We start from the raw sequence: 21,940 nt of genomic DNA, 5'->3' as shown, positions 1-21,940 counted from the left end.
TGTTCCTTCCTGCTACAGTTTATTACGCTTCGTCGCCGAACCAGCAAATATTACGTGCGGCCATGATGAGCTCGCCGGCTTTCTCGTCGGTTAAACCTTCGATATCAGCCAGGTCATCAACGCCTTGTTCAGCGAGATCTTCCAGCGTACAAACACCACGGGCAGCCAGCTTGAACGCAATCGCACGATCAAGACCTTCCAGATTCAGCAGGTCATCAGCCGGCTTGTTATCACCAAGGCTTTCTTCCTGAGCCAGTGCCAGGGTGGTCAGTGCGTTTTTAGCGCGGTCACGCAGGGCTTCAACGGTGGCTTCATCCAGACCGTCAATTTCCAGCAGTTCTTTCATTGGCACATAGGCCAACTCTTCCAGCGTTGAGAAACCTTCTTCAACCAGAACGGTGGCGAAGTCTTCGTCAATGTCCAGGTACTTCGTGAAGGTATCAATGGCTGCATGGGCTTCTGCCTGATGCTTCGCCTGCAGGTCGTCAACGGTCATCACGTTGAGTTCCCAGCCGCTCAGCTGCGAAGCCAGACGGACGTTCTGACCGTTACGGCCGATAGCCTGAGCCAGGTTACCTGCTTCAACGGCGATATCCATGGTGTGCTTGTCTTCGTCTACCACGATAGACGCAACATCAGCCGGTGCCATCGCGTTAATCACGAATTGCGCCGGGTTATCGTCCCACAGAACGATATCAATACGCTCGCCGCCCAGTTCGGTAGAGACCGCCTGAACGCGTGCGCCACGCATACCTACGCATGCGCCAACCGGATCGATACGCTTGTCGTTGGTTTTCACCGCGATTTTCGCACGGGAACCCGGATCGCGGGCAGCGGCTTTAATCTCGATCACTTCTTCGCCAATTTCTGGCACTTCAATGCGGAACAGTTCGATCAGCATTTCAGGTTTAGAACGGGTCACGAACAGCTGAGCGCCACGCGCTTCTGGACGCACTGAGTACAGTACGCCACGAATGCGGTCACCCGGACGGAAGTTTTCGCGCGGCAGCATATCTTCACGCAGAATGACAGCTTCGGCATTGCTACCCAGATCCAGGGAGATGTTGTCGCGGTTCACTTTTTTCACCACGCCGGTAATGATCTCACCTTCGTGCTCGCGGAACTGGTCAACAACCATAGCGCGCTCAGCTTCACGTACTTTCTGAACGATAACCTGTTTAGCAGTCTGGGTGGTGATACGGTCGAAGGTGACGGATTCGATCTGATCTTCAACGTAGTCGTCGATGTTCAGGCTTTCGTCTTCGTAACGTGCCGCTTCCAGGGTGATCTCTTTCGTTGGCTGAGTCACTTCCTCAACGATAATCCAACGACGGAAAGTATCGAAGTCACCGCTTTTACGATCGATTTCCACGCGGACGTCGATCTCTTGTTCGTATTTTTTCTTGGTTGCCGTAGCCAGTGCACTTTCCAGCGCTTCGAAAATCTTCTCGCGCGGCAGTGATTTTTCGTTGGAGACGGCTTCAACAACAGCCAAAATTTCTTTGTTCATCGCGGGCTTTTCACCTCATCCAGACTGTTAAAAGTGGGGAACCAGGTTCGCCTTCTGGATATTACTCAGCGCGAACACTTCATCTTTGCCTTCGACTGTTACTGTGATCATCTCACCATCAACGGCCTTAATAACGCCCTGCCATTTACGGCGGTTTTGCACAGCCATACGCAGAACGAGAGCCGCTTCTTCACCAATGTAGTGCGTGTAGTGTTCAGCAGTGAACAGCGGGCGATGCAGACCAGGCGAGGAAACTTCCAGGTTATAGGCGACGGTAATAGGATCTTCAACATCAAGAACCGCACTCACCTGGTGGCTAACATCAGCACAATCATCAACATTGATGCCATCTTCACTATCAATATAGATGCGCAGCGTGGATGTACGGCTGCGAATGAATTCGATGCCGACCAGTTCGTAGCCCAGTGCTTCGACTGGTGCCTTAATCATCTCTGTTAATTTTTGGTCTAATGTGGACAAGCCCACCCCCAAGACGTAAAAAAAGGGCATAAAGCCCAGTTATTCTGTAGTCAGATAACAAAAAACCCCGATAAATCGGGGCTTTAGATAACTGAACCCTATAGCCACAACAGTGGCCTGGAGCACTTTCAAAAAGAATTTTTTCAAATCCAGCTACGAAGGCGCTAAGTCTTCACAGTATATTTGAAAAAGGACTTTATAGGAAAGTGGTTGCGGGGGCCGGATTTGAACCGACGACCTTCGGGTTATGAGCCCGACGAGCTACCAGGCTGCTCCACCCCGCGCCTGAAACGTGGCAAATTCTACTCGCTGTGGGTAAAAAATGCAAATAATGCTGGGATTTGGTACCGAGGACGGGACGTAAAATCGGCGTACAGTATATTGATAGTGGACGCCGCCTGTCAACCCCGCGAACCACAGCGATTCAGGCGGGAAATTTTTACAAAAAATACACGAATCACTTTCGGTACTTGCCAAAAGATGATTAAATGAAAACTCACTTATTCTGCATAAAAATGCATTTAGGGTGAAAGCGATCACTCATCAGTCAATCAAGCAGGGTTTTATTTTATGACGACGATTCTCAAGCATCTTCCGCAAGGACAACGTATTGGCATCGCTTTTTCAGGCGGCCTGGATACCAGCGCTGCACTGCTGTGGATGCGCCAGAAGGGAGCGGTTCCTTATGCATATACTGCGAACCTGGGTCAGCCGGATGAGGACGATTATGATGCGATCCCTCGTCGTGCCATGGAGTACGGTGCAGAGAACGCACGTCTGATTGACTGCCGTAAGCAGCTGGTTGCCGAAGGTATCGCTGCCATTCAGTGCGGCGCATTCCATAACACCACCGGCGGCCTGACCTATTTCAACACCACCCCGCTGGGCCGTGCTGTTACCGGCACCATGCTGGTTGCCGCCATGAAAGACGATGGCGTCAACATCTGGGGTGATGGCAGTACCTATAAAGGCAACGATATTGAGCGTTTCTACCGCTATGGCCTGCTGACCAACGCCGAGCTGCAGATCTACAAGCCGTGGCTGGATACTGACTTCATCGACGAACTCGGTGGCCGTCACGAAATGTCCGAATTTATGATCGCCTGTGGCTTTGACTACAAAATGTCAGTCGAGAAAGCCTACTCCACCGACTCCAACATGCTGGGTGCGACGCACGAAGCCAAAGACCTGGAATTCCTGAACTCCAGCGTGAAGATCGTAAACCCGATCATGGGCGTGAAGTTCTGGGACGAAAACGTCAAAATCCAGGCAGAAGAAGTGACCGTGCGTTTTGAACGCGGCCACCCGGTTGCGCTGAACGGTCAAACCTTCTCTGACGATGTGGAACTGATGCTCGAAGCCAACCGCATCGGCGGCCGTCACGGTCTGGGCATGAGCGATCAGATTGAAAACCGTATCATCGAAGCGAAAAGCCGTGGCATCTATGAAGCCCCGGGGATGGCGCTGCTGCATATTGCGTACGAGCGTCTGCTGACCGGTATTCATAACGAAGACACCATCGAGCAGTATCACTCTCATGGTCGTCAGTTAGGCAAACTGCTGTATCAGGGCCGTTGGTTCGATCCGCAGGCGCTGATGCTGCGTGATGCCCTGCAGCGTTGGGTGGCAAGCGCAATTACGGGTGAAGTGACCCTGGAGCTGCGTCGCGGTAATGACTACTCGATTCTGAATACCGTATCTGACAACCTGACCTATCAGGCAGAGCGTCTGACCATGGAAAAAGGCGAGTCCGTCTTCTCTCCGGACGATCGTATCGGTCAGCTGACCATGCGCAATCTGGATATCACCGATACCCGCGCCAAGCTGTTCACCTATACCGAGAACGGTCTGCTTTCCGTAACAACGGGTACTGGCCTGCCGCAGGTTGAGAATCTGGAAAACAGCGATAAGCAGTAATCGTTGATGTGAATGTAAAAGGCGTCCAGTGGACGCCTTTTTTGTGGCCTTTTGTAGGGCGAGTGGCGCTGCGCTTACCGGGCCTACGAACAACAAAAAGTACAAACGAAAAAAAAGACGTCTTTCGACGTCTTTTCTTCGGAATATTGGTACTGAGGATGGGACTCGAACCCACAAGCCCGTTAGGGCACTACCACCTCAAGGTAGCGTGTCTACCAATTCCACCACCTCAGCACTGATACTACTCTTACTGCGGGATATCGCTGGTCGGCTTAGCCGGTGCAGCTGGCTGAGTTTGCTCGGATTTCGCCGGTGCGCTCAGATTTTCCCACTCGCTTCCTTTACTGGTCTTGTTGCTGTTGATATTGCCAAGCGCCAGACTGATGATGAAAAACAGCGTTGCCAGAATCGCCGTTGCGCGGGTCATGAAGTTACCAGAACCACTTGAACCGAACAGCGTACCAGAAGCGCCTGCTCCAAAGGAGGCCCCCATATCAGCGCCTTTACCTTGCTGCAGCATGATCAGCGCTACCAGAGCGATGGCTACAATAAGGAAAACTACCAAAAGAGCTTCGTACATAATCAACCTGTTCCTTGCGGATTTGCCGCATACCAATGCTTCGACCAATAAGCAGGAGTTTTGCTTTCCCACTGAAGCGGGTGTGAATACTAACCAAAGCGAATGACCTTCGCAAGGGCAATTTCAGCTCATTGTATCAAGTGAGGAAAAAAACAGCAAAACCGCACTCTCTGAGCAAAATAAAGGCGGCAAGCGCCGCCTTTTTAGACACTTACGGCTATTAAGCCGCTTTTACGGCATCCGCAATACGATGCGCAAACTCAGTCACCTGTGCTTCGTCTTCCCCTTCCACCATCACACGGATCAGCGGCTCGGTACCAGACTTACGCAGCAGGACGCGGCCACGGGAGCCCAGCGCCGCCTCAACTTCAGCCATCACCGCTTTCACATTATCGTTTTCCAGCGGATCGCCCTTACCGGCGGTGAAGCGAACGTTGACCAGGATCTGCGGGAACATTTTCATGCCGCTGCACAGATCGTGCAGGGACATATGGTTCCGCACCATCGCCGCAACCACCTGCAGACTTGCCACAATCCCGTCACCGGTGGTGGTTTTGTCGAGCAGGATCACGTGGCCGGAGTTTTCCGCGCCGATGCGCCAGCCTTTCTCCTGCAGTTTTTCCAGCACGTAGCGATCGCCCACTTTCGCGCGCACAAACGGGATACCCAGCTGTTTGAGTGCCAGCTCCAGACCCATATTGCTCATCAGCGTACCCACCGCGCCACCGCGCAGCTGACCCTGGCGCAGCCCTTCACGGGCAATGATATAGAGGATCTGATCCCCGTCGACTTTATTACCTTCGTGGTCGACCATGATCACGCGGTCGCCGTCACCGTCATAGGCGATGCCCAGATCGGCCTTCTCTGCCAGCACGCGCGCCTGCAGGGCACGAACGTCCGTGGCACCTACTTCGGCATTAATGTTCAGCCCGTTAGGCTCACAGCCAATGGCCACCACCTGCGCACCCAGTTCGCGGAATACGTTCGGAGCGATGTGGTAGGTTGCACCGTTCGCACAGTCGACCACGATTTTCAGATGACCCAGGCTCAGCTCGTTCGGGAAGGTGCCTTTACAAAATTCAATGTAGCGACCTGCTGCATCAACGATGCGGCTGGCTTTACCCAGCTCAGCGGAGTCCACGCAGGTCAGCTCTTTTTCCATTTCCGCTTCGATAGCTTCTTCAACTTCATCCGGCAGCTTGGTGCCATCGATGGAGAAGAATTTGATGCCGTTATCGTAGAACGGGTTATGCGATGCAGAGATCACAATTCCCGCTTCTGCGCGGAAGGTACGGGTGAGGTAGGCTACGGCTGGCGTCGGCATCGGTCCAGTAAAGGAGGCAGACAGCCCCGCCGCAGAAAGGCCAGCTTCCAGCGCTGATTCGAGCATATAGCCAGAGATACGCGTGTCTTTGCCAATGATGATTTTACGCGAGCCGTGACTGGCCAGTACCTTGCCGGCAGCCCAGCCTAACTTGAGCACAAACTCAGGTGTGATTGGCGCATCGCCCACGCGTCCACGAATGCCGTCGGTACCAAAAAATTTACGATTACTCATAGCGGTTGTTTTCCTTAGCTGCCAGTGTGGCTTCCACCACGCGCATGGCTTCAGCTGTCTCTTTTACGTCATGGACGCGAATAATATGCGCTCCCTGCATCGCTGCAATCACCGCGCAGGCCAGACTCCCGTTCAGGCGATCTGAAGGCCCGACGTTAAGCAACTGACCTACCATTGATTTTCGTGACATCCCGACCAGCAGCGGCAGGCCAAAATGGTGAAACTTAGATAAGCGCGCAAGAAGCTCGAAGTTATGAGAGAGATTTTTACCGAAACCGAATCCCGGGTCGAGTAGCAATTTCTCTTTTGCGATACCGGCACGTTCACAACGCGCAATATGCTCAACAAAATAGCGGTTCACATCAGCAAATACATCATCATATTTCGGCGCATGTTGCATGGTTTTCGGCTGACCCTGCATGTGCATCAGACAGACCGGTAACCCGGTTTCTGCCGCGGCCTCAAGCGCGCCCGGCTCGGTAAGGGAGCGAATGTCATTAATAATGTGAGCGCCCACTCTCGCTGATTCGCGAATCACCTCCGGCTTGGAGGTATCCACAGAGATCCAGACCTCAAAACGCTGTGCAAGGGCCTCAACCACCGGGACCACCCGGGATAACTCTTCGTCAACGCTGACCTCCGCCGCGCCCGGTCGCGTCGACTCCCCGCCCACGTCGATAATAGTCGCTCCGGCGTTGATCATCAGATTCGCATGTTTGACCGCCTCGATCAGCGTGTTATGCGTGCCGCCGTCAGAAAAGGAGTCTGGCGTGACGTTCAGGATCCCCATCACATGTGGATGAGACAGATCGAGATAAGAATCCTGGGCGAAGAGTTTCATGGCTAATCCCTGATTTTTTGGTTAAGCAGACAAGAAAAACCCCGGGGCAAGCCCCAGGGTTTCAGGTAATGAGAACATCATCTACAGCGTTGACTTATTTGTCGCCCAACTGTTCTGACATGGTGTTGCCCGGGTTTGGCGTACGCGGTTCATCGACCGGACGCGGCGCACGTGGCGTGCCATTGTTGTCAGAGTTGTTGGAAGCGCCTGGGTCTTCCCAGCCCGCTGGCGGACGCACTTCGCGGCGCGCCATCAGGTCATCAATCTGCGGTGCATCGATGGTCTCATATTTCATGAGTGCATCTTTCATCGAATGCAGGATGTCCATATTGTCGTTCAGGATCTGGCGAGCACGTGCATAGTTACGCTCAACCAGAGATTTAACTTCCTGATCGATGATACGTGCCGTCTCATCGGACATATGTTTCGCTTTCGCCACAGAACGACCGAGGAACACTTCACCCTCTTCCTCTGCATACAGCAGCGGACCGAGTTTGTCGGAGAAGCCCCACTGGGTCACCATGTTACGCGCCAGGTTGGTCGCGACTTTAATGTCGTTGGACGCACCGGTCGAAACATGTTCCACACCGTAGATAATCTCTTCTGCCAGACGACCACCGTAGAGGGTTGAAATCTGACTTTCCAGTTTCTGGCGGCTGGCGCTGATAGCATCGCCTTCCGGCAGGAAGAACGTTACGCCCAGCGCACGACCACGCGGAATAATCGTCACTTTATGCACCGGATCGTGTTCCGGTACCAGGCGACCGATAATCGCATGACCTGCTTCGTGGTAAGCCGTGGATTCTTTCTGCGCTTCCGTCATCACCATGGAGCGACGTTCCGCACCCATCATGATTTTGTCTTTCGCTTTCTCGAACTCCACCATCGATACGACGCGCTTGTTACCGCGAGCGGCAAACAGTGCAGCTTCGTTCACCAGGTTAGCCAGATCCGCACCGGAGAAGCCCGGGGTGCCGCGCGCAATGATTGCCGCATCGATATCCGGTGACAGCGGTACGCGACGCATATGCACTTTCAGGATCTGCTCACGACCGCGAACGTCTGGCAGACCAACCACAACCTGACGGTCGAAACGGCCTGGACGCAGCAGCGCAGGGTCAAGAACGTCCGGACGGTTAGTTGCCGCGATAACGATAATACCTTCGTTACCTTCAAAGCCGTCCATCTCAACCAGCATCTGGTTCAGGGTCTGCTCACGTTCATCGTGACCACCGCCCAGGCCTGCGCCACGCTGGCGGCCCACGGCGTCGATTTCATCGATGAAGATGATGCACGGTGCCGCTTTCTTGGCCTGTTCGAACATGTCACGCACACGAGATGCGCCGACACCCACGAACATTTCCACGAAGTCAGAACCGGAAATGGTAAAGAACGGGACCTTCGCTTCACCGGCGATGGCTTTCGCCAGCAGGGTTTTACCGGTACCCGGAGGGCCGACCATCAGGACGCCTTTCGGGATCTTACCGCCCAGTTTCTGGAAACGGCTCGGCTCACGCAGGTATTCAACCAGCTCACCCACCTCTTCTTTTGCTTCGTCGCAACCTGCCACGTCCGCAAAAGTGGTTTTGATCTGGTCTTCCGTCAACATACGCGCCTTACTCTTGCCGAACGACATGGCACCTTTGCCACCGCCGCCCTGCATTTGACGCATAAAGAAGATCCAGACGCCGATAAGCAGCAGCATCGGGAACCAGGAAATGAAGATAGAAGCCAGCAGGCTTGGCTCTTCCGGCGGCTCACCGACCACCTTGACGTTTTTAGTCAGAAGGTTATCAAGCAGCTTAGGATCGTTCACCGGAATGTAAGTCGTGTAACGGTTACTATCTTTCTTGGTAACGTTAATCTCACGTCCGTTGATACGCGCTTCGCGAACCTGATCCTGGTTGACCTCTTGCAGGAAGGTAGAGTAGTCCACCTTGCGGCCATTAGACTCGCTGGGCCCAAAGCTCTGGAATACTGACATCAGCACAACGGCAATGACCAGCCAGAGTATTAGGTTTTTCGCCATGTCACTCAAGGGATTAACCTCTTATTACAACTGTGTTAAAAACAGCGTCAGGATACTCTGTATCCGATTGATTTCAAACTTTCGCCTGAAATCTACCGGCTATCATTTTCGCCCGGTCGCTACAATATACACTTCACGTGAACGCGCACGTGAAGAGTCCGGCTTACGAACTTTGACCTTCGTAAACAGGGAGCGAATTTCCTTCAGATACTCCTCGAAACCTTCGCCCTGGAACACCTTCACTAAAAAACTACCACCCGGCGCTAATACATCACGACTCATTTCTAACGCCAGTTCTACCAGATACATGGAGCGAGGGATATCCACCGCCGGTGTTCCGCACATATTTGGCGCCATATCGGACATGACAACCTGAACTTTACTGTCACCTACCCGTTCAAGTAACGCTTTCAGTACTAATTCATCACGAAAATCGCCCTGAAGGAAGTCCACACCAACGATGGGATCCATAGGCAAAAGATCGCAGGCGATGATTCGGCCCGTTCCGCCGATTTGTGTCACCGCATATTGCGACCATCCACCGGGCGCTGCACCGAGGTCGACTACCGTCATCCCCGGCTTAAAGAGTTTGTCACTTTGCTGTATTTCATCAAGTTTAAACCAGGCACGGGAACGTAACCCCTTTTTCTGTGCCTGTAGAACATATTTATCGCTAAAGTGTTCCTGGAGCCAGCGGCTCGAGCTTGCAGAACGCTTTTTACCTGTCATTTAACTTTCCGTCCTGGTTCATCGTAGCCAGTGGTGTAAATTTCCACTCAGCAATTTGGCGATATTAGGGAGATGGCGGTAGAATGAACCGTTTTCAATCCCAACGTAAGCAAAAATATACGATGAATCTGAGTACTAAACAAAAACAGCACCTTAAAGGTCTGGCACATCCGCTCAAGCCTGTAGTTATGCTTGGCAACAATGGTTTGACCGAAGGGGTACTGGCCGAGATTGAACAAGCGCTGGAGCACCACGAATTAATCAAAGTGAAAATCGCCTCTGAAGACAGAGAGACCAAGACTTTGATCGTGGAAGCAATCGTGCGCGAAACCGGCGCCTGTAATGTACAGGTCATCGGTAAAACGCTGGTGCTCTACCGCCCATCTAAAGAGCGTAAAATCTCGCTGCCACGCTAAGATTATCCTGAATTGAACACATTTTCTGTGTAAAACGAGGGGTTTTTCTTAAGCAGGTGAGCAAAATGCCATGCTCCTTGAGTTGATAAAAGGCCGCTATGCGGCCTTTTTCCTATCTTTACAATGTATCAACATCTGGCGTGAGATGCGAATTACAGGTAATCAACCTTGATAATTTCGAACTCCACTTCCCCACCCGGGGTGCGGATGGTGACCACATCGTCCTGCTCTTTACCAATCAGACCGCGGGCAATCGGCGAGTTTACTGAGATCAGATTCTGCTTAAAATCAGCCTCGTCATCACCCACGATGCGGTAAGAAACTTCTTCATCGGTATCCAGATTGATCACGGTAACGGTGCAGCCAAAAATGACACGCCCGTTGTTAGGCATTTTGGTGATATCAATCACCTGCGCATTCGACAGCTTGGCTTCGATATCTTTGATACGCCCTTCGCAAAACCCCTGCTGCTCACGCGCAGCGTGATACTCGGCGTTTTCCTTCAGATCGCCATGCTCACGCGCATCCGCGATGGCTGCAATGATTTCAGGGCGGCGCACAGATTTCAGAAAATCCAGTTCTTCGCGCAGTTTTTCAGCCCCACGTAAGGTCATCGGAATAGCTTGCATTTGTTATACCTCTTTGACATTCCTGTTGGGTACGGGTAACCGACCCGACGACTGGCCCCGCAGGCATCACAGCCTGGCACAGGTCAGAAGCAAAAGAAAACTGACCCGGAAGCAAAGTTCCAGGTCAGCAGCAATTTTCAATTTGATACGCATTTTACCGCGAAGTTCAGTATGGGTCATCGTTTACTTTACAGGGCGTTGGGCCGTAGTATGGCGGTTTGTTTCCGGGTTGTTAGCGCGAGATTATGCGATTTTCCAGATTTATCATCGGATTGACCACCACGATTGCGTTCACTGTCCAGGCAGCGAACGTCGACGAGTATATTAATCAGCTGCCCGATGGCGCCAACCTGGCCCTGATGGTGCAGAAGGTAGGCGCTCAGGCGCCTGAAATTGATTATCACAGCCAGCAGATGGCCCTGCCCGCCAGTACGCAAAAGGTGATCACGGCGCTGGCCGCCCTGCTACAGCTGGGGCCCGATTTTCGTTTTACCACCACGCTTGAGAGCAAAGGCAACGTTGAGAGCGGCGTGCTGAAGGGCGATCTTATTGCCCGTTTTGGCGGCGATCCGACATTTAAGCGTCAGGATATTCGCAATATGGTTGCCGTGCTAAAGAAGTCAGGCGTGCAGCGCATTGAAGGAAATGTGCTTATCGACACGTCGATCTTCGCCAGCCACGATAAAGCCCCAGGCTGGCCATGGAACGACATGACCCAGTGCTTTAGCGCACCACCTGCGGCCGCGATCGTCGATCGCAACTGCTTCTCCGTCTCGCTGTACAGCGCGCCAAAACCTAATGATTTAGCCTTTATCCGTGTGGCCTCCTACTACCCGGTCACCATGTTCAGTCAGGTGCGAACCCTGGCGAAAGGGTCGCCGGAAGCGCAATACTGCGAGCTAGACGTGGTACCGGGCGATCTTAACCGCTTCACGCTGACCGGTTGCCTGACCCAACGCGCCGATCCGCTGCCGCTCGCTTTTGCCATCCAGGATGGCGCGGGCTATGCCGGGGCGATCCTGAAAGACGAACTGAAGCAGGCGAATATCACCTACAGCGGCACGCTGTTGCGCCAGACGCAAACCAACGAGCCGGGTACCGTGATTGCCACTAAGCAGTCAGCCCCGCTACACGATCTGCTGAAGATCATGCTGAAAAAATCAGACAACATGATCGCCGACACCGTGTTTCGCATGATTGGTCATGCCCGCTTCGGCGTGCCTGGCACCTGGCGTGCCGGTTCAGATGCGGTGCGGCAGATCCTGCGTCAGCAGGCCGGTATCGAACTCGGGAATACCATCGCGGTCGATGGTTCTGGTCTTTCGCGCCACAACCTGATCTCCCCTGCGACCATGATGCAGGTGCTTCAGTACATTGCTCAGCACGACACTGAACTAAACTTTATCTCGATGCTGCCGCTCGCCGGTTACGACGGCTCCCTGCAGTACCGGGCCGGCCTGCATGCCGCGGGCGTGGATGGCAAAGTCTCCGCCAAGACAGGCTCGCTGCAGGGGGTGTATAACCTTGCCGGGTTTATCACCACAGCCAGCGGGCAGCGGATGGCATTTGTGCAGTATCTTTCAGGCTACGCGGTTGAACCTGCAGACCAACGCAATCGCCGTATCCCGCTGGTGCGCTTTGAGAGCCGGCTTTACAAGGATATTTACCAGAATAATTAGTGATGAAATTACTCATTGTCGAAGATGATCTGCTGCTACAGGAAGGGCTGGCCCTGGCGCTCGCTGCCGAGGGCTATACGCTTGATTGCGCGGGCACTGCCGCCGAGGCTGACGGCCTTATTCAGAGCGGTGAATACAGCCTGGTGATCCTCGATCTCGGGCTGCCGGATAAAGACGGGGCTACCCTGCTCAGTCAGTGGCGTCGTCGTGGGGTGGATAATCCGGTGCTGATCCTGACGGCACGCGATGCGCTGGAAGACAGAATCAACGGTCTGGATTCTGGTGCCGACGACTATCTGGTGAAACCCTTTGCCCTGGCGGAACTGCAGGCGCGGGCCAGAGCCTTGATCCGGCGTTATCAGGGGCACAGTGATAACCTGCTCAGCGACGGGGATCTGACGCTGAATCTGCAAACGCAGCAGGTATTACAGCAGTCGCTGCCGGTGGAGGTCACGCCGAAAGAGTTCGCCCTGCTGACGCGGCTGATCATGCGTACCGGGCAGACCGTTCACCGGGAGACCTTACAGCAGGATATCTACTCCTGGCAGGACGATCCCGGCTCGAACACCCTCGAAGTCCATATCCATAATCTGCGGCGTAAGCTGGGCAAAGACCGGATCAAAACCGTGCGCGGCGTGGGTTATCGTCTGGAGAGTAAAAAATGAACAGCATGCGCCGTCGTTTGATGGTGCTGTTGGCAGTCATTCTGCTCTTCTTTCAACTGGTCAGCGTCATCTGGCTCTGGCATGAAAGCCGGGAGCAAATCAGCTTTCTGGTCAATGAGACGCTTTCGGCAAAAGCCCGTAACCAGCATGTAGAGAAAGAGATCCGGGAAGCGATCGCCTCGTTGCTGGTACCTTCGCTGGTAATGGTCGGTTTTACGCTGCTGTTCTCCTTCTGGGCCGTCACCTGGATCACCCGCCCGCTCAACCAGCTCCGCACCAGCCTGGCAAACCGTTCTGCTGATAACCTCTCTCCGCTGCCGATGTACTCCGATATGGAAGAGATTGGCGCTGTGACCACCTCGCTTAATCAGCTTCTCGCCCGGCTGGATCAAACCATTCAGCAGGAGCGCTTGTTCACCGCTGATGCCGCACACGAGCTGCGTACCCCACTGGCGGGCATTCGCCTGCATTTGGAGCTGATGGCGCAGTCTGGCTCTCCCCAGGCGACGACACTGGTTGCGCGAATCGACCAGCTGATGCATACCGTGGAGCAGCTCCTGATGCTGGCCCGTGCAGGCCAGGCTCTGGCCAGCGGTCATTACGAGACGGTTAACTGGCGCGAATCCATTTTTGCGCCGCTGGCGCTGGAGAATGAGGCCAAAGATCACACCCTGATCTGGCCGCAGACGGGCTCCCAGAGCGTTCAGGGGGATGCAATTCTGTTACGGCTGATGCTGCGCAATTTGCTGGAGAACGCGGTGCGTTACAGCCCCGCAGGAACCACCATTGAAGTCAGGATGCAGGAAATCGACGAGGGTACGCTGGTAAGCGTCTGCGATCAGGGGCCAGGCATTGATGAGGCCCATCGCCAGTCCATTACCGAGCCGTTTCGCCGTATCGATCAACGCTATGGCGGCAGCGGACTGGGGTTGAGCATCGTACAGCGTATCGTGCAGCTGCACCGCGGCAAACTGACCCTGGAAAACCGTCCCGAAGGCGGGCTGACGGTCGGCTGCTGGCTTCCGGCCAAACTGAACTAAAAAAAAGCCCCCTTAGTAAGGGGGCCATTGACGGTCTTAACGCTTGTAGATGAATTCGACGCCTTCTTCGTCGTCTTCGTCCCAGTCGTCATCCCAGTCTTCGTCGTCTTCTTCTTCCGTCTGCTCTTCAAGCTGCTGACGGTGGTAGTCATCCCACATGAATTCGACTTTTTCAGGCTGTTTCGCTTCTTCTGCCTGCGTAACCGGGTTCTCGATGATGAAGGTCATCACATCCCAACACAGGTCTTTCACGCCCATCTGGCTTGCAGCAGAGATAAGATAGTATTTATCTTCCCAGCCCATCGCTTCAGCAATGGCTTTCGCCTTCGCTTCGGCTTCTGCTTTGTCCATCAGGTCGATCTTGTTGAAGACCAGCCAGCGCGGCTTAGCAGCCAGCTTATCGCTGTATTTTTCCAGCTCGCCAATAATGATGCGGGCGTTTTCCACCGGATCGGAACCGTCGATCGGATCGATATCGATGAGGTGCAGCAGAACGCGGCAACGCTCAAGGTGTTTCAGGAAGCGGATCCCTAAACCAGCCCCTTCCGCGGCGCCTTCGATCAGACCCGGGATATCGGCTACGACGAAGCTCTTCTCGGTGTCCATACGCACCACGCCGAGGCTTGGCACCAGGGTGGTAAACGGATAGTCAGCCACTTTCGGCTTGGCCGCAGAGACCGCGCGGATGAAGGTAGATTTACCGGCATTCGGCATCCCCAGCATCCCGACGTCAGCCAGCAACATCAGTTCGAGCTGCAGATCGCGTTTGTCGCCCGGCGTACCCATCGTTTTTTGACGCGGGGAACGGTTCACGGAGGATTTGAAACGGGTGTTGCCCAGACCGTGCCAGCCGCCTTTGGCCACCATCAGGCGCTGACCGTGTTTGGTCATATCACCCATGGTTTCGCCGGTGCCCTGATCGATAACGCGGGTCCCGACCGGCACTTTTACGCTGACATCTTTACCGCGTTTGCCGGTACAGTCACGGCTCTGGCCGTTCTGGCCACGCTCTGCGCGGAAAGCTTTTTCGAAACGGTAGTCGATCAGGGTGTTAAGGTTCTCGTCGGCTTCAAGCCATACGTCACCGCCGTCACCGCCGTCGCCGCCGTCAGGGCCGCCACGCGGAATGTATTTTTCACGGCGGAAGCTAACGCAACCATTACCGCCATCACCTGCCACGACCAGGATCGTTGCTTCATCAACAAACTTCATTTTACTCTCCGTAAATCATTCGCCTGAGCGGGGGACACTACAACCGCTTCATTTTTGCGCCAACGTCCCCAAAGACGATGACCAATGGCGGAATACATCGCGCCCGCAACCACGACAAACGCGCCGAGATAAGCCAACAGGTTTAACATCGGTTTGACGAAGAAATCGGGCCAGGCCATTGATAATAAATCTGAAAATAACAGCGTAAACAGCGGGGTCAGCGTGATCAGTGCGCTCACCTGTGCTGCCTGCCAGCGCGCCATCGCTTCTGCCAGCGCGCCATAACCGACTAGCGTGTTCAGACCACAAAAGATCAGACACGCCAGCTGCCAGTCGCTTAACTGGGTAATCACTCCCGGCTTCGCCAACGGCAACAGTGCAATAGTACATAAAGTGTACAGCAAAAACAGGATCTGCTGTGACGCCAGACGGCGCAATAACACCTTTTGCGCGACGCCATAACTCACCCACACCGCCGCTGCACTCACGCCGAAAATCACACCCCAGGTGTAATCCGTCAGGCGAGTAAATATCTCAATCAGACTGGTATTGAAAAACAACACCAGACCGCAGAGCAACATCAGTGCCCCGATAATCTGCGTGCCGCGCATCTTCTCTTTGAGGATGAAGACGCTGGCCACCATCATGCCGACCGGTGAGAGCTGGCCAATGACCTGCGAGGCCGTAGGGCTGAGGTATTGCAGGGAAGAACTGAACAGAATGAAGTTACCGAACAGGCCACCTGTCGCAATCGCCAGCATTACCAGCCAGCGCGGTTTACGAAAGATGCGCAGAGGAGGAAGCTTACCTTTTATCGCAAGGATCGTCCCCAACCCTATACCGGCCATCAGAAAGCGGTAGAACACCACCGTCGGCGGCTCCATCACTTCCAGTACCTGCTTCATTGCAATTGGCAGAGCACCCCAGCACATTGCGGTGGTGAGCGCCAAAAGAATACCAATGCCGGCCTGCTGCTTCATGCCCGTTTTCCCTACAGAAAAAATTACCGGGTTTCCAATGTAAAAAGCCCCGCAACACGTTGCGGGGCTTTAATCCGTTACCGGACCGAGAAAACCTTACTCAGCAACAATGCTGATGTATTTACGGTTGTTCGGGCCTTTAACTTCAAATTTCACTTTACCGTCTGCTTTAGCAAACAGAGTGTGGTCACGACCGCAACCTACGTTGTTACCCGCGTGGAACTTAGTGCCACGCTGACGAACGATGATGCTACCCGCCAGAACAGTTTCGCCACCGAAACGCTTAACGCCAAGGCGTTTAGCTTCTGAATCGCGACCGTTACGTGTGGAGCCGCCAGCCTTTTTATGTGCCATTTAAATCTCTCCTCAGGTCTTAGGCGCTGATGCCAGTAATTTTCACATCAGTGAACCACTGACGGTGGCCCTGCTGCTTACGGTAGTGTTTACGACGACGAAACTTAACGATTTTAACTTTCTCGCCACGACCATGAGCAACAACTTCAGCTTTGATAACGCCGCCATCAACGAAAGGAACGCCGATTTTGACTTCTTCACCGTTTGCGATCATCAGAACTTCAGCGAACTCAACAGCTTCGCCAGTTGCGATGTCCAGCTTTTCCAGGCGAACGGTCTGACCTTCGCTTACTCGGTGTTGTTTACCACCACTTTGGAAAACCGCGTACATATAAACTCCGCTTCCGCGCACATCCTCGTGTGATTCAGAGTGCGCTATAAATATTCACAATAGGGCGCGAATATTACGCAAAACACGAGCCTTTGACAAGTGCTACCGTCAATACATGAAGAAAAAAAACACAACACGTACGGTAACGTTTATCTGAGGCGTTTTTTCAGTACAATCAGCGCTACTATTGATAAACCGAACCCTACGTTAGCCCATTCGAAATGTGGAAAACAGGACTACAAGCCCGGCTTTTGCGATGAATTTAGAAAAAATCAATGAGTTAACCGCGCAAGATATGGCGGGTGTAAATGCAGCGATCCTGGAACAGCTCGACTCCGACGTTTCCCTAATCAATCAGTTGGGTTACTACATCGTCAGCGGCGGGGGCAAACGCATCCGTCCGATGATCGCTGTGCTGGCCGCTCGCGCGGTAGGCTATCAGGGGAATGCGCACGTCACTATTGCTGCTCTGATCGAATTTATTCATACCGCCACGCTGCTGCATGATGACGTTGTCGATGAATCCGATATGCGTCGTGGCAAAGCCACCGCCAATGCAGCGTTTGGCAATGCTGCCAGCGTGCTGGTGGGGGATTTTATCTATACCCGTGCCTTCCAGATGATGACCAGCCTTGGGTCGCTGAAGGTGCTGGAGGTGATGTCCAAAGCGGTGAACGTTATCGCGGAAGGCGAAGTTCTGCAGCTTATGAACGTCAACGATCCGGACATCACCGAAGAGAACTACATGCGGGTGATCTACAGCAAAACCGCGCGTCTGTTTGAAGCTGCTGCCCAGTGCTCCGGTATTCTGGCTGGCTGTTCTGAAGAGCAGGAACGTGGCCTGCAGGATTATGGCCGCTACCTTGGCACTGCCTTCCAGCTGATCGACGATCTGCTCGATTACAGCGCCGATGGCGAAACCCTGGGCAAAAACGTTGGTGACGATCTCAACGAGGGTAAACCGACGCTTCCGCTGCTGCACGCCATGCGTAACGGCACGCCTGAGCAGGCAAACCTGATCCGCGAAGCCATTGAACAAGGAAACGGCCGACACCTTCTGGAACCAGTACTGGAAGCAATGGCGACCTGTGGTTCCCTGGAATGGACACGTCAGCGTGCCGAGGAAGAAGCGGATAAAGCCATAGTCGCACTTCAGGTCATCCCTGACAGCCCGTGGCGAGATGCCCTGATCGGTCTCGCGCATATCGCTGTTCAGCGCGATCGATAAGGGAACAGGGAACTCTCTTTTTCATGAAAAGAGAGTTCCAGTAAATTCCAAATATTATCCATAACGTTATTAAAGAATCCGCTTACAGGCCGCATGATTAAAGCCCTGGCAAAATCTGAATGTTGCTTCCAGTAACGCGAACTTTTTAGAACCGCTGTTCGAAGAAGGTATAGTAACCAGGTCATTTAATTGAAATGACGTGAACGTACCAGAACAGAGGGAACGCTGAATGGATAAGAAATTTATCGACTGGCACTCGGCCGATATTATTGCCGCGCTGCGCAAAAAGGGAACATCCCTGGCTGCAGAATCCCGCCGGAATGGCCTCAGTTCATCTACCCTGGCAAACGCGCTGACGCGCCCATGGCCGAAGGGAGAACTGATCATTGCCACTGCGTTAGGTACCGACCCCTGGGTGATTTGGCCATCACGCTACCATGACCCGATAACCCATGAGTTTGTCGACAGAACGCGCATGATGCGCCAGAGAAGACAACAAAAAGAGCGCCAGGAATGACGCTCTGTTAAACGGGACCAGCAACCCCCCGGTCGAGATGGCAGGGGGCTGCCTTAACGATTACTCGCCTTTCACACGCTCAATATTTGCACCCAGTGCACGCAGTTTATCTTCGATGCGTTCATAGCCGCGATCGATATGATAAATACGGTCCACCAGCGTCGTCCCTTCCGCAATACAGCCCGCCAGCACCAGGCTCGCAGATGCACGCAGATCCGTCGCCATCACCTGCGCACCGGACAATTTTTCCACGCCATGACAGATCACAGTGTTGCTTTCGATCTCAGCATGGGCGCCCATACGGATCAGTTCCGGTACGTGCATAAAGCGGTTTTCGAAAATGGTTTCGGTAATGAAGCCCGTTCCTTCTGCCACCAGGTTCAGCAGCGTGAACTGCGCCTGCATGTCGGTCGGGAATGCCGGATGCGGAGCAGTACGCACATTCACGGCCTTAGGACGCTTACCGTGCATGTCCAGGCTGATCCAGTCTTCACCAATTTCGATGTCCGCACCGGCATCACGCAGCTTAGCCAGTACCGCATCCAGGGTATCAGGCTGGGCGTTACGACAGACGATCTTCCCGCCGGAGATGGCCGCCGCGACCAGGAAGGTCCCGGTTTCGATACGGTCAGGCAGGACGCGATACACACCGCCACCCAGACGCTCAACGCCTTCGATGGTGATACGGTCGGTACCCTGGCCGGTGATCTTCGCTCCCAGCGTATTCAGGAAGTTTGCGGTGTCCACAATCTCTGGCTCACGCGCGGCGTTCTCGATGATTGTGGTGCCTTCTGCCAGCGTAGCCGCAGACATGATGGTGACGGTTGCGCCAACGCTCACCTTATCCATCACGATATGCGCGCCCTTCAGGCGACCATTGACGGAGGCTTTGACGTAACCCTCTTCCAGCTTAATTTCAGCGCCCAGCTTCTCAAGGCCGAAAATATGCAGATCGACCGGACGTGCACCAATAGCGCAGCCGCCCGGAAGAGACACCTGACCCTGACCAAAACGGGCCACCAGCGGACCCAGCGCCCAGATGGAGGCGCGCATTGTTTTCACCAGGTCGTACGGCGCGGAGAAGTTGTTAACGTTGCTGGCGTCGATCCACACGGATCCGTTACGCTCAACCTTGGTACCCAGCTGGCCGAGCAGCTTCATGGTGGTATCAATGTCTTTCAGTTTCGGGACGTTCTGGATCTCTACCGGCTCTTCCGCAAGCAGTGCGGCGAAGAGGATCGGCAGCGCGGCGTTTTTGGCGCCGGAAATTGTGACTTCGCCCTGGAGACGCGTAGGTCCCTGAACACGAAATTTGTCCATGATTTACTCTCTGTATGAATTCAACCGTGCTGCGGGCAAATCACCCTCAGCTCAAAAACCGTTTAGTTTGCGATCGCGTGCCCACTCAGTTGGGGTGAACGCCTTGATCGACAGGGCATGAATGCGATTATCCGCGATATATTCCATCAGCGGCGCATAAACAGCCTGCTGTTTTTTCACGCGGCTCATGCCGTCAAAGATCTCTCCCACAGCAATAACCTGAAAGTGGCTGCCGTCGCCGGAGACGTGGGCTTCCTGGAGGGCAAGTGCGTTCATCAGCACGGTCTGGATTTCATGATTTTCCATGGGATCTCTATCATCTGGTGTGAAAACAAGCCCAACATCTTAGAGCAAAGTGGCGCGGTCTTAAACAAGCAAAAAGCCCCGACGATGAAACAGTCGGGGCTTTTGATAGTAACGTACTGAAAAAATTAGCGAGGCAATACGTCTTCCGGCAGATTGTAGAGCTGAGCGAGGGTGATGACGTTGTCGCTGACGCCTGCAAGCGTCACCTGCTTGCCCTGCCCTTTGCCTGCGGCCACCAGATGCACCAGCAGCGCAACGCCCGCCGTATCCACGCGGGAAATGCCGCCGAGGTCGATACAGGCGATCCCCTGCATGGCTTCATGACGCGCATCCCACAGAGGATTCAGATAATCCTGATCCAGCTCGCCAGTGAGTAACAACGTTTCACCCTCACGGGTCCAGCTGAGCTGCGACGTCATTATTTTTTCTCGTCCAGGGTGATTTTCTGACGCGAGATGCTGTTCAGCTGTGCAGTCAGACCATCAATGCCCTTGGTACGCAGCAGATCGCTCCATTCGTTCTGCTTGGTGGTAATCATGCTCACGCCTTCAGCAATCATGTCGTAAGCCTGCCAGTTACCGTTCTGGCTGTTCTTACGCCACTGGAAATCCAGACGCACCGGTGGACGACCGTTCGGATCGACGATGGTAACGCGGATAGGTACGATGGTAGCCGAGCCCAGCGGCTGTTCCGGCGCAATCTGATAGGTCTGGCCGTGGTACATCGCCAGCGCCTGGCCGTAGGCCTGCTTCAGGTATTCACGGAACGCAGCAAAATAGGCATCACGCTGTGCTGGCGTTGCGTCTTTGTAGTAGCGACCCAGCACCAGGGCCCCGGCATATTTCACCTGGACATACGGCAGCAGCTCCTGATCGACCACATCGCGCAAGTAGTCGGGATTGGAACGAATTTTAGGCTGCTCGTTTTTAAGGCGATCGAAGGTTTTTTTAGCCGCCTCATTCATCTGTTGATAAGGATTGCTCTGGTCGGCTGCGTTAGCGGCAGTCAAAGGGGCAATCATCAGCATGGCAACCATTAACAGTCGTTTAATCATGAATTACTTCTCCTGAGATGAATTCGTCGTGCCAACAGGCGGTGTAATGTCACTCTGCGCAGGTGTCTGAGCAGCTTGATTCTCGTCTCCCCCTTTACTGTTGCTGTTGTAAAGGAACTGACCAATCATATCTTCCAGCACCATGGCTGACTTCGTATCCTGAATTACGCCACCGTCCTTAAGGATAGTCGTTCCCAGGTCGGGATCTTCAAAACCGATGTTCAGCGCCAGGTATTGTTCACCTAACAGGCCGGATGTACGGATAGAGAGGGAACTGGTATCCGGGATGTGGTTGTAGCGCTCTTCAATATCCAGCGCGACGCGCGGCAGATAGGTTTTCTCGTCGAGGGTGATATCGGCCACACGCCCTACCACAACCCCGCCAATGCGCACCGGAGAACGGCTTTTCAGGCCACCAATATTATCGAAGGTGGCATAAATACGGTATGTCGGCTCGGTGCGGATCGTCGTAACATCCGCCACTTTAAAGCTTAAAAACAGTGCGGCCAGCAGCGCCAGCAAGACAAATACGCCTACCCAAATTTCTACTTTTTTCGTTTGCATG

24 protein-coding genes and 2 tRNA genes are annotated in these 21,940 nt (G+C 53.9%); 7 read left to right on the top strand and 19 right to left on the bottom strand.

Going from position 1 to position 21,940, the window contains the following annotated elements:
• Positions 1-22 precede the first annotated feature (22 nt).
• From nusA to WFO70_RS16635, 3 genes are all read right to left on the bottom strand, one after another.
• The gene (gene nusA, locus WFO70_RS16645) at positions 23-1,510 is read right to left on the bottom strand and encodes a transcription termination factor NusA (protein WP_337017623.1); all 1,488 of its coding nucleotides are present in this window, start codon (positions 1,508-1,510) and stop codon (positions 23-25) included.
• A 27-nt stretch (positions 1,511-1,537) separates the two neighbouring features.
• A complete protein-coding gene (gene rimP / locus WFO70_RS16640; RefSeq protein ID WP_142487237.1) occupies positions 1,538-1,990 on the bottom strand; it encodes a ribosome maturation factor RimP in 453 nt (150 codons plus the stop codon).
• A 207-nt stretch (positions 1,991-2,197) separates the two neighbouring features.
• Positions 2,198-2,274, bottom strand: a tRNA-Met gene (locus tag WFO70_RS16635).
• 286 nt (positions 2,275-2,560) lie between these two features.
• Here WFO70_RS16635 and argG point away from each other — a divergent pair.
• On the top strand, positions 2,561-3,907 hold the full coding sequence (argG, locus tag WFO70_RS16630; RefSeq protein ID WP_337017621.1) for an argininosuccinate synthase: 1,347 nt from the start codon (positions 2,561-2,563) through the stop codon (positions 3,905-3,907).
• 147 nt (positions 3,908-4,054) lie between these two features.
• On the opposite strand, the gene WFO70_RS16625 is transcribed toward argG, so the two are convergent.
• The 6 genes from WFO70_RS16625 to rlmE form a co-directional block, all read right to left on the bottom strand.
• Positions 4,055-4,141: transfer RNA gene (locus WFO70_RS16625), tRNA-Leu, on the bottom strand.
• Between the two features lie 13 nt (positions 4,142-4,154).
• Positions 4,155-4,487, bottom strand: a complete 333-nt coding sequence (gene secG, locus WFO70_RS16620) for a preprotein translocase subunit SecG (RefSeq protein WP_032614427.1) — start codon at positions 4,485-4,487, stop codon at positions 4,155-4,157.
• 220 nt (positions 4,488-4,707) lie between these two features.
• Positions 4,708-6,045 carry a phosphoglucosamine mutase gene (gene glmM, locus WFO70_RS16615; protein ID WP_337017619.1) on the bottom strand — a complete coding sequence of 446 codons (1,338 nt, stop codon included), beginning with the start codon at positions 6,043-6,045 and terminating at the stop codon, positions 4,708-4,710.
• Positions 6,038-6,886 carry a dihydropteroate synthase gene (gene folP / locus WFO70_RS16610; RefSeq protein WP_337017617.1) on the bottom strand — a complete coding sequence of 283 codons (849 nt, stop codon included), beginning with the start codon at positions 6,884-6,886 and terminating at the stop codon, positions 6,038-6,040. Before folP ends, glmM begins: the two co-directional genes overlap by 8 nt.
• Positions 6,887-6,980: 94 nt before the next feature.
• Positions 6,981-8,915, bottom strand: coding sequence for an ATP-dependent zinc metalloprotease FtsH (ftsH, locus tag WFO70_RS16605; RefSeq protein WP_106994816.1), 1,935 nt, complete (start codon positions 8,913-8,915; stop codon positions 6,981-6,983).
• A gap of 102 nt (positions 8,916-9,017) precedes the next feature.
• Positions 9,018-9,644 carry a 23S rRNA (uridine(2552)-2'-O)-methyltransferase RlmE gene (gene rlmE / locus WFO70_RS16600; protein WP_032614435.1) on the bottom strand — a complete coding sequence of 209 codons (627 nt, stop codon included), beginning with the start codon at positions 9,642-9,644 and terminating at the stop codon, positions 9,018-9,020.
• Between the two features lie 122 nt (positions 9,645-9,766).
• Here rlmE and yhbY point away from each other — a divergent pair, with 122 nt between their 5' ends.
• Positions 9,767-10,060, top strand: coding sequence for a ribosome assembly RNA-binding protein YhbY (gene yhbY, locus WFO70_RS16595; protein WP_095099897.1), 294 nt, complete (start codon positions 9,767-9,769; stop codon positions 10,058-10,060).
• Between the two features lie 152 nt (positions 10,061-10,212).
• Here the strand turns inward: yhbY and greA are convergent, their stop codons facing one another.
• Complete coding sequence (gene greA / locus WFO70_RS16590) at positions 10,213-10,689, bottom strand: transcription elongation factor GreA (RefSeq protein ID WP_337017615.1); 477 nt, start codon at positions 10,687-10,689, stop codon at positions 10,213-10,215.
• A gap of 245 nt (positions 10,690-10,934) precedes the next feature.
• Here greA and dacB point away from each other — a divergent pair, with 245 nt between their 5' ends.
• The 3 genes from dacB to pmrB are packed head-to-tail and all read left to right on the top strand — an operon-like array spanning position 10,935 to position 14,073.
• On the top strand, positions 10,935-12,368 hold the full coding sequence (gene dacB, locus WFO70_RS16585; RefSeq protein WP_337017613.1) for a serine-type D-Ala-D-Ala carboxypeptidase: 1,434 nt from the start codon (positions 10,935-10,937) through the stop codon (positions 12,366-12,368).
• Between the two features lie 2 nt (positions 12,369-12,370).
• Complete coding sequence (pmrA, locus tag WFO70_RS16580; RefSeq protein WP_337017611.1) at positions 12,371-13,033, top strand: two-component system response regulator PmrA; 663 nt, start codon at positions 12,371-12,373, stop codon at positions 13,031-13,033.
• On the top strand, positions 13,030-14,073 hold the full coding sequence (gene pmrB, locus WFO70_RS16575; protein ID WP_337017609.1) for a two-component system sensor histidine kinase PmrB: 1,044 nt from the start codon (positions 13,030-13,032) through the stop codon (positions 14,071-14,073). The genes pmrA and pmrB overlap by 4 nt, the downstream gene beginning before the upstream one ends.
• 36 nt (positions 14,074-14,109) lie before the next feature.
• Here the strand turns inward: pmrB and cgtA are convergent, their stop codons facing one another.
• The 4 genes from cgtA to rplU form a co-directional block, all read right to left on the bottom strand.
• The gene (gene cgtA / locus WFO70_RS16570; protein WP_106994822.1) at positions 14,110-15,285 is read right to left on the bottom strand and encodes an Obg family GTPase CgtA; all 1,176 of its coding nucleotides are present in this window, start codon (positions 15,283-15,285) and stop codon (positions 14,110-14,112) included.
• Positions 15,282-16,265 (bottom strand): DMT family transporter, encoded by a 984-nt coding sequence (locus WFO70_RS16565; RefSeq protein ID WP_337017607.1) that lies wholly within the window; start codon positions 16,263-16,265, stop codon positions 15,282-15,284. Before WFO70_RS16565 ends, cgtA begins: the two co-directional genes overlap by 4 nt.
• Positions 16,266-16,361: 96 nt before the next feature.
• Complete coding sequence (gene rpmA, locus WFO70_RS16560; protein WP_007673187.1) at positions 16,362-16,619, bottom strand: 50S ribosomal protein L27; 258 nt, start codon at positions 16,617-16,619, stop codon at positions 16,362-16,364.
• A gap of 19 nt (positions 16,620-16,638) precedes the next feature.
• Positions 16,639-16,950: a 50S ribosomal protein L21 gene (rplU, locus tag WFO70_RS16555; RefSeq protein ID WP_015960603.1), complete on the bottom strand. Its 312-nt coding sequence runs from the start codon at positions 16,948-16,950 to the stop codon at positions 16,639-16,641.
• A gap of 256 nt (positions 16,951-17,206) precedes the next feature.
• Between rplU and ispB the strand changes: the two genes are divergently transcribed.
• Both ispB and sfsB read left to right on the top strand, forming a co-directional pair.
• The gene (gene ispB / locus WFO70_RS16550; RefSeq protein ID WP_106994825.1) at positions 17,207-18,178 is read left to right on the top strand and encodes an octaprenyl diphosphate synthase; all 972 of its coding nucleotides are present in this window, start codon (positions 17,207-17,209) and stop codon (positions 18,176-18,178) included.
• Between the two features lie 229 nt (positions 18,179-18,407).
• On the top strand, positions 18,408-18,695 hold the full coding sequence (sfsB, locus tag WFO70_RS16545; protein ID WP_337017604.1) for a DNA-binding transcriptional regulator SfsB: 288 nt from the start codon (positions 18,408-18,410) through the stop codon (positions 18,693-18,695).
• A 60-nt stretch (positions 18,696-18,755) separates the two neighbouring features.
• Here the strand turns inward: sfsB and murA are convergent, their stop codons facing one another.
• The 5 genes from murA to mlaD all read right to left on the bottom strand — a co-directional run bounded on the left by murA (position 18,756) and on the right by mlaD (position 21,939).
• The gene (gene murA, locus WFO70_RS16540; RefSeq protein ID WP_333853417.1) at positions 18,756-20,015 is read right to left on the bottom strand and encodes a UDP-N-acetylglucosamine 1-carboxyvinyltransferase; all 1,260 of its coding nucleotides are present in this window, start codon (positions 20,013-20,015) and stop codon (positions 18,756-18,758) included.
• Between the two features lie 51 nt (positions 20,016-20,066).
• The gene (gene ibaG, locus WFO70_RS16535) at positions 20,067-20,321 is read right to left on the bottom strand and encodes a BolA family iron metabolism protein IbaG (RefSeq protein ID WP_032614457.1); all 255 of its coding nucleotides are present in this window, start codon (positions 20,319-20,321) and stop codon (positions 20,067-20,069) included.
• Positions 20,322-20,446: 125 nt separating this feature from the next.
• A complete protein-coding gene (gene mlaB / locus WFO70_RS16530) occupies positions 20,447-20,740 on the bottom strand; it encodes a lipid asymmetry maintenance protein MlaB (protein WP_337017601.1) in 294 nt (97 codons plus the stop codon).
• On the bottom strand, positions 20,740-21,375 hold the full coding sequence (gene mlaC, locus WFO70_RS16525; RefSeq protein ID WP_142487250.1) for a phospholipid-binding protein MlaC: 636 nt from the start codon (positions 21,373-21,375) through the stop codon (positions 20,740-20,742). Before mlaC ends, mlaB begins: the two co-directional genes overlap by 1 nt.
• 3 nt (positions 21,376-21,378) lie before the next feature.
• Positions 21,379-21,939 (bottom strand): outer membrane lipid asymmetry maintenance protein MlaD, encoded by a 561-nt coding sequence (mlaD, locus tag WFO70_RS16520; RefSeq protein ID WP_337017599.1) that lies wholly within the window; start codon positions 21,937-21,939, stop codon positions 21,379-21,381.
• Between the last annotated feature and the right edge of the window lies 1 nt (position 21,940).

This window comes from Leclercia sp. AS011, from assembly GCF_037152535.1.
Taxonomy (GTDB): Bacteria; Pseudomonadota; Gammaproteobacteria; order Enterobacterales; family Enterobacteriaceae; genus Enterobacter.
This window is presented reverse-complemented; position numbering and strand designations above follow the sequence as displayed.

Bases quoted from the DNA above. Each gene is read 5' to 3' on its own strand.
- nusA (WP_337017623.1), bottom strand. From the start codon at position 1,510: ATGAACAAAGAAATTTTGGCTGTTGTTGAAGCCGTCTCCAACGAAAAA.
- argG (WP_337017621.1), top strand. From the start codon at position 2,561: ATGACGACGATTCTCAAGCATCTTCCGCAAGGACAACGTATTGGCATC.
- secG (WP_032614427.1), bottom strand. From the start codon at position 4,487: ATGTACGAAGCTCTTTTGGTAGTTTTCCTTATTGTAGCCATCGCTCTG.
- glmM (WP_337017619.1), bottom strand. From the start codon at position 6,045: ATGAGTAATCGTAAATTTTTTGGTACCGACGGCATTCGTGGACGCGTG.
- folP (WP_337017617.1), bottom strand. From the start codon at position 6,886: ATGAAACTCTTCGCCCAGGATTCTTATCTCGATCTGTCTCATCCACAT.
- ftsH (WP_106994816.1), bottom strand. From the start codon at position 8,915: ATGGCGAAAAACCTAATACTCTGGCTGGTCATTGCCGTTGTGCTGATG.
- rlmE (WP_032614435.1), bottom strand. From the start codon at position 9,644: ATGACAGGTAAAAAGCGTTCTGCAAGCTCGAGCCGCTGGCTCCAGGAA.
- yhbY (WP_095099897.1), top strand. From the start codon at position 9,767: ATGAATCTGAGTACTAAACAAAAACAGCACCTTAAAGGTCTGGCACAT.
- greA (WP_337017615.1), bottom strand. From the start codon at position 10,689: ATGCAAGCTATTCCGATGACCTTACGTGGGGCTGAAAAACTGCGCGAA.
- dacB (WP_337017613.1), top strand. From the start codon at position 10,935: ATGCGATTTTCCAGATTTATCATCGGATTGACCACCACGATTGCGTTC.
- pmrA (WP_337017611.1), top strand. From the start codon at position 12,371: ATGAAATTACTCATTGTCGAAGATGATCTGCTGCTACAGGAAGGGCTG.
- pmrB (WP_337017609.1), top strand. From the start codon at position 13,030: ATGAACAGCATGCGCCGTCGTTTGATGGTGCTGTTGGCAGTCATTCTG.
- cgtA (WP_106994822.1), bottom strand. From the start codon at position 15,285: ATGAAGTTTGTTGATGAAGCAACGATCCTGGTCGTGGCAGGTGATGGC.
- WFO70_RS16565 (WP_337017607.1), bottom strand. From the start codon at position 16,265: ATGAAGCAGCAGGCCGGCATTGGTATTCTTTTGGCGCTCACCACCGCA.
- rpmA (WP_007673187.1), bottom strand. From the start codon at position 16,619: ATGGCACATAAAAAGGCTGGCGGCTCCACACGTAACGGTCGCGATTCA.
- rplU (WP_015960603.1), bottom strand. From the start codon at position 16,950: ATGTACGCGGTTTTCCAAAGTGGTGGTAAACAACACCGAGTAAGCGAA.
- ispB (WP_106994825.1), top strand. From the start codon at position 17,207: ATGAATTTAGAAAAAATCAATGAGTTAACCGCGCAAGATATGGCGGGT.
- sfsB (WP_337017604.1), top strand. From the start codon at position 18,408: ATGGATAAGAAATTTATCGACTGGCACTCGGCCGATATTATTGCCGCG.
- murA (WP_333853417.1), bottom strand. From the start codon at position 20,015: ATGGACAAATTTCGTGTTCAGGGACCTACGCGTCTCCAGGGCGAAGTC.
- ibaG (WP_032614457.1), bottom strand. From the start codon at position 20,321: ATGGAAAATCATGAAATCCAGACCGTGCTGATGAACGCACTTGCCCTC.
- mlaB (WP_337017601.1), bottom strand. From the start codon at position 20,740: ATGACGTCGCAGCTCAGCTGGACCCGTGAGGGTGAAACGTTGTTACTC.
- mlaC (WP_142487250.1), bottom strand. From the start codon at position 21,375: ATGATTAAACGACTGTTAATGGTTGCCATGCTGATGATTGCCCCTTTG.
- mlaD (WP_337017599.1), bottom strand. From the start codon at position 21,939: ATGCAAACGAAAAAAGTAGAAATTTGGGTAGGCGTATTTGTCTTGCTG.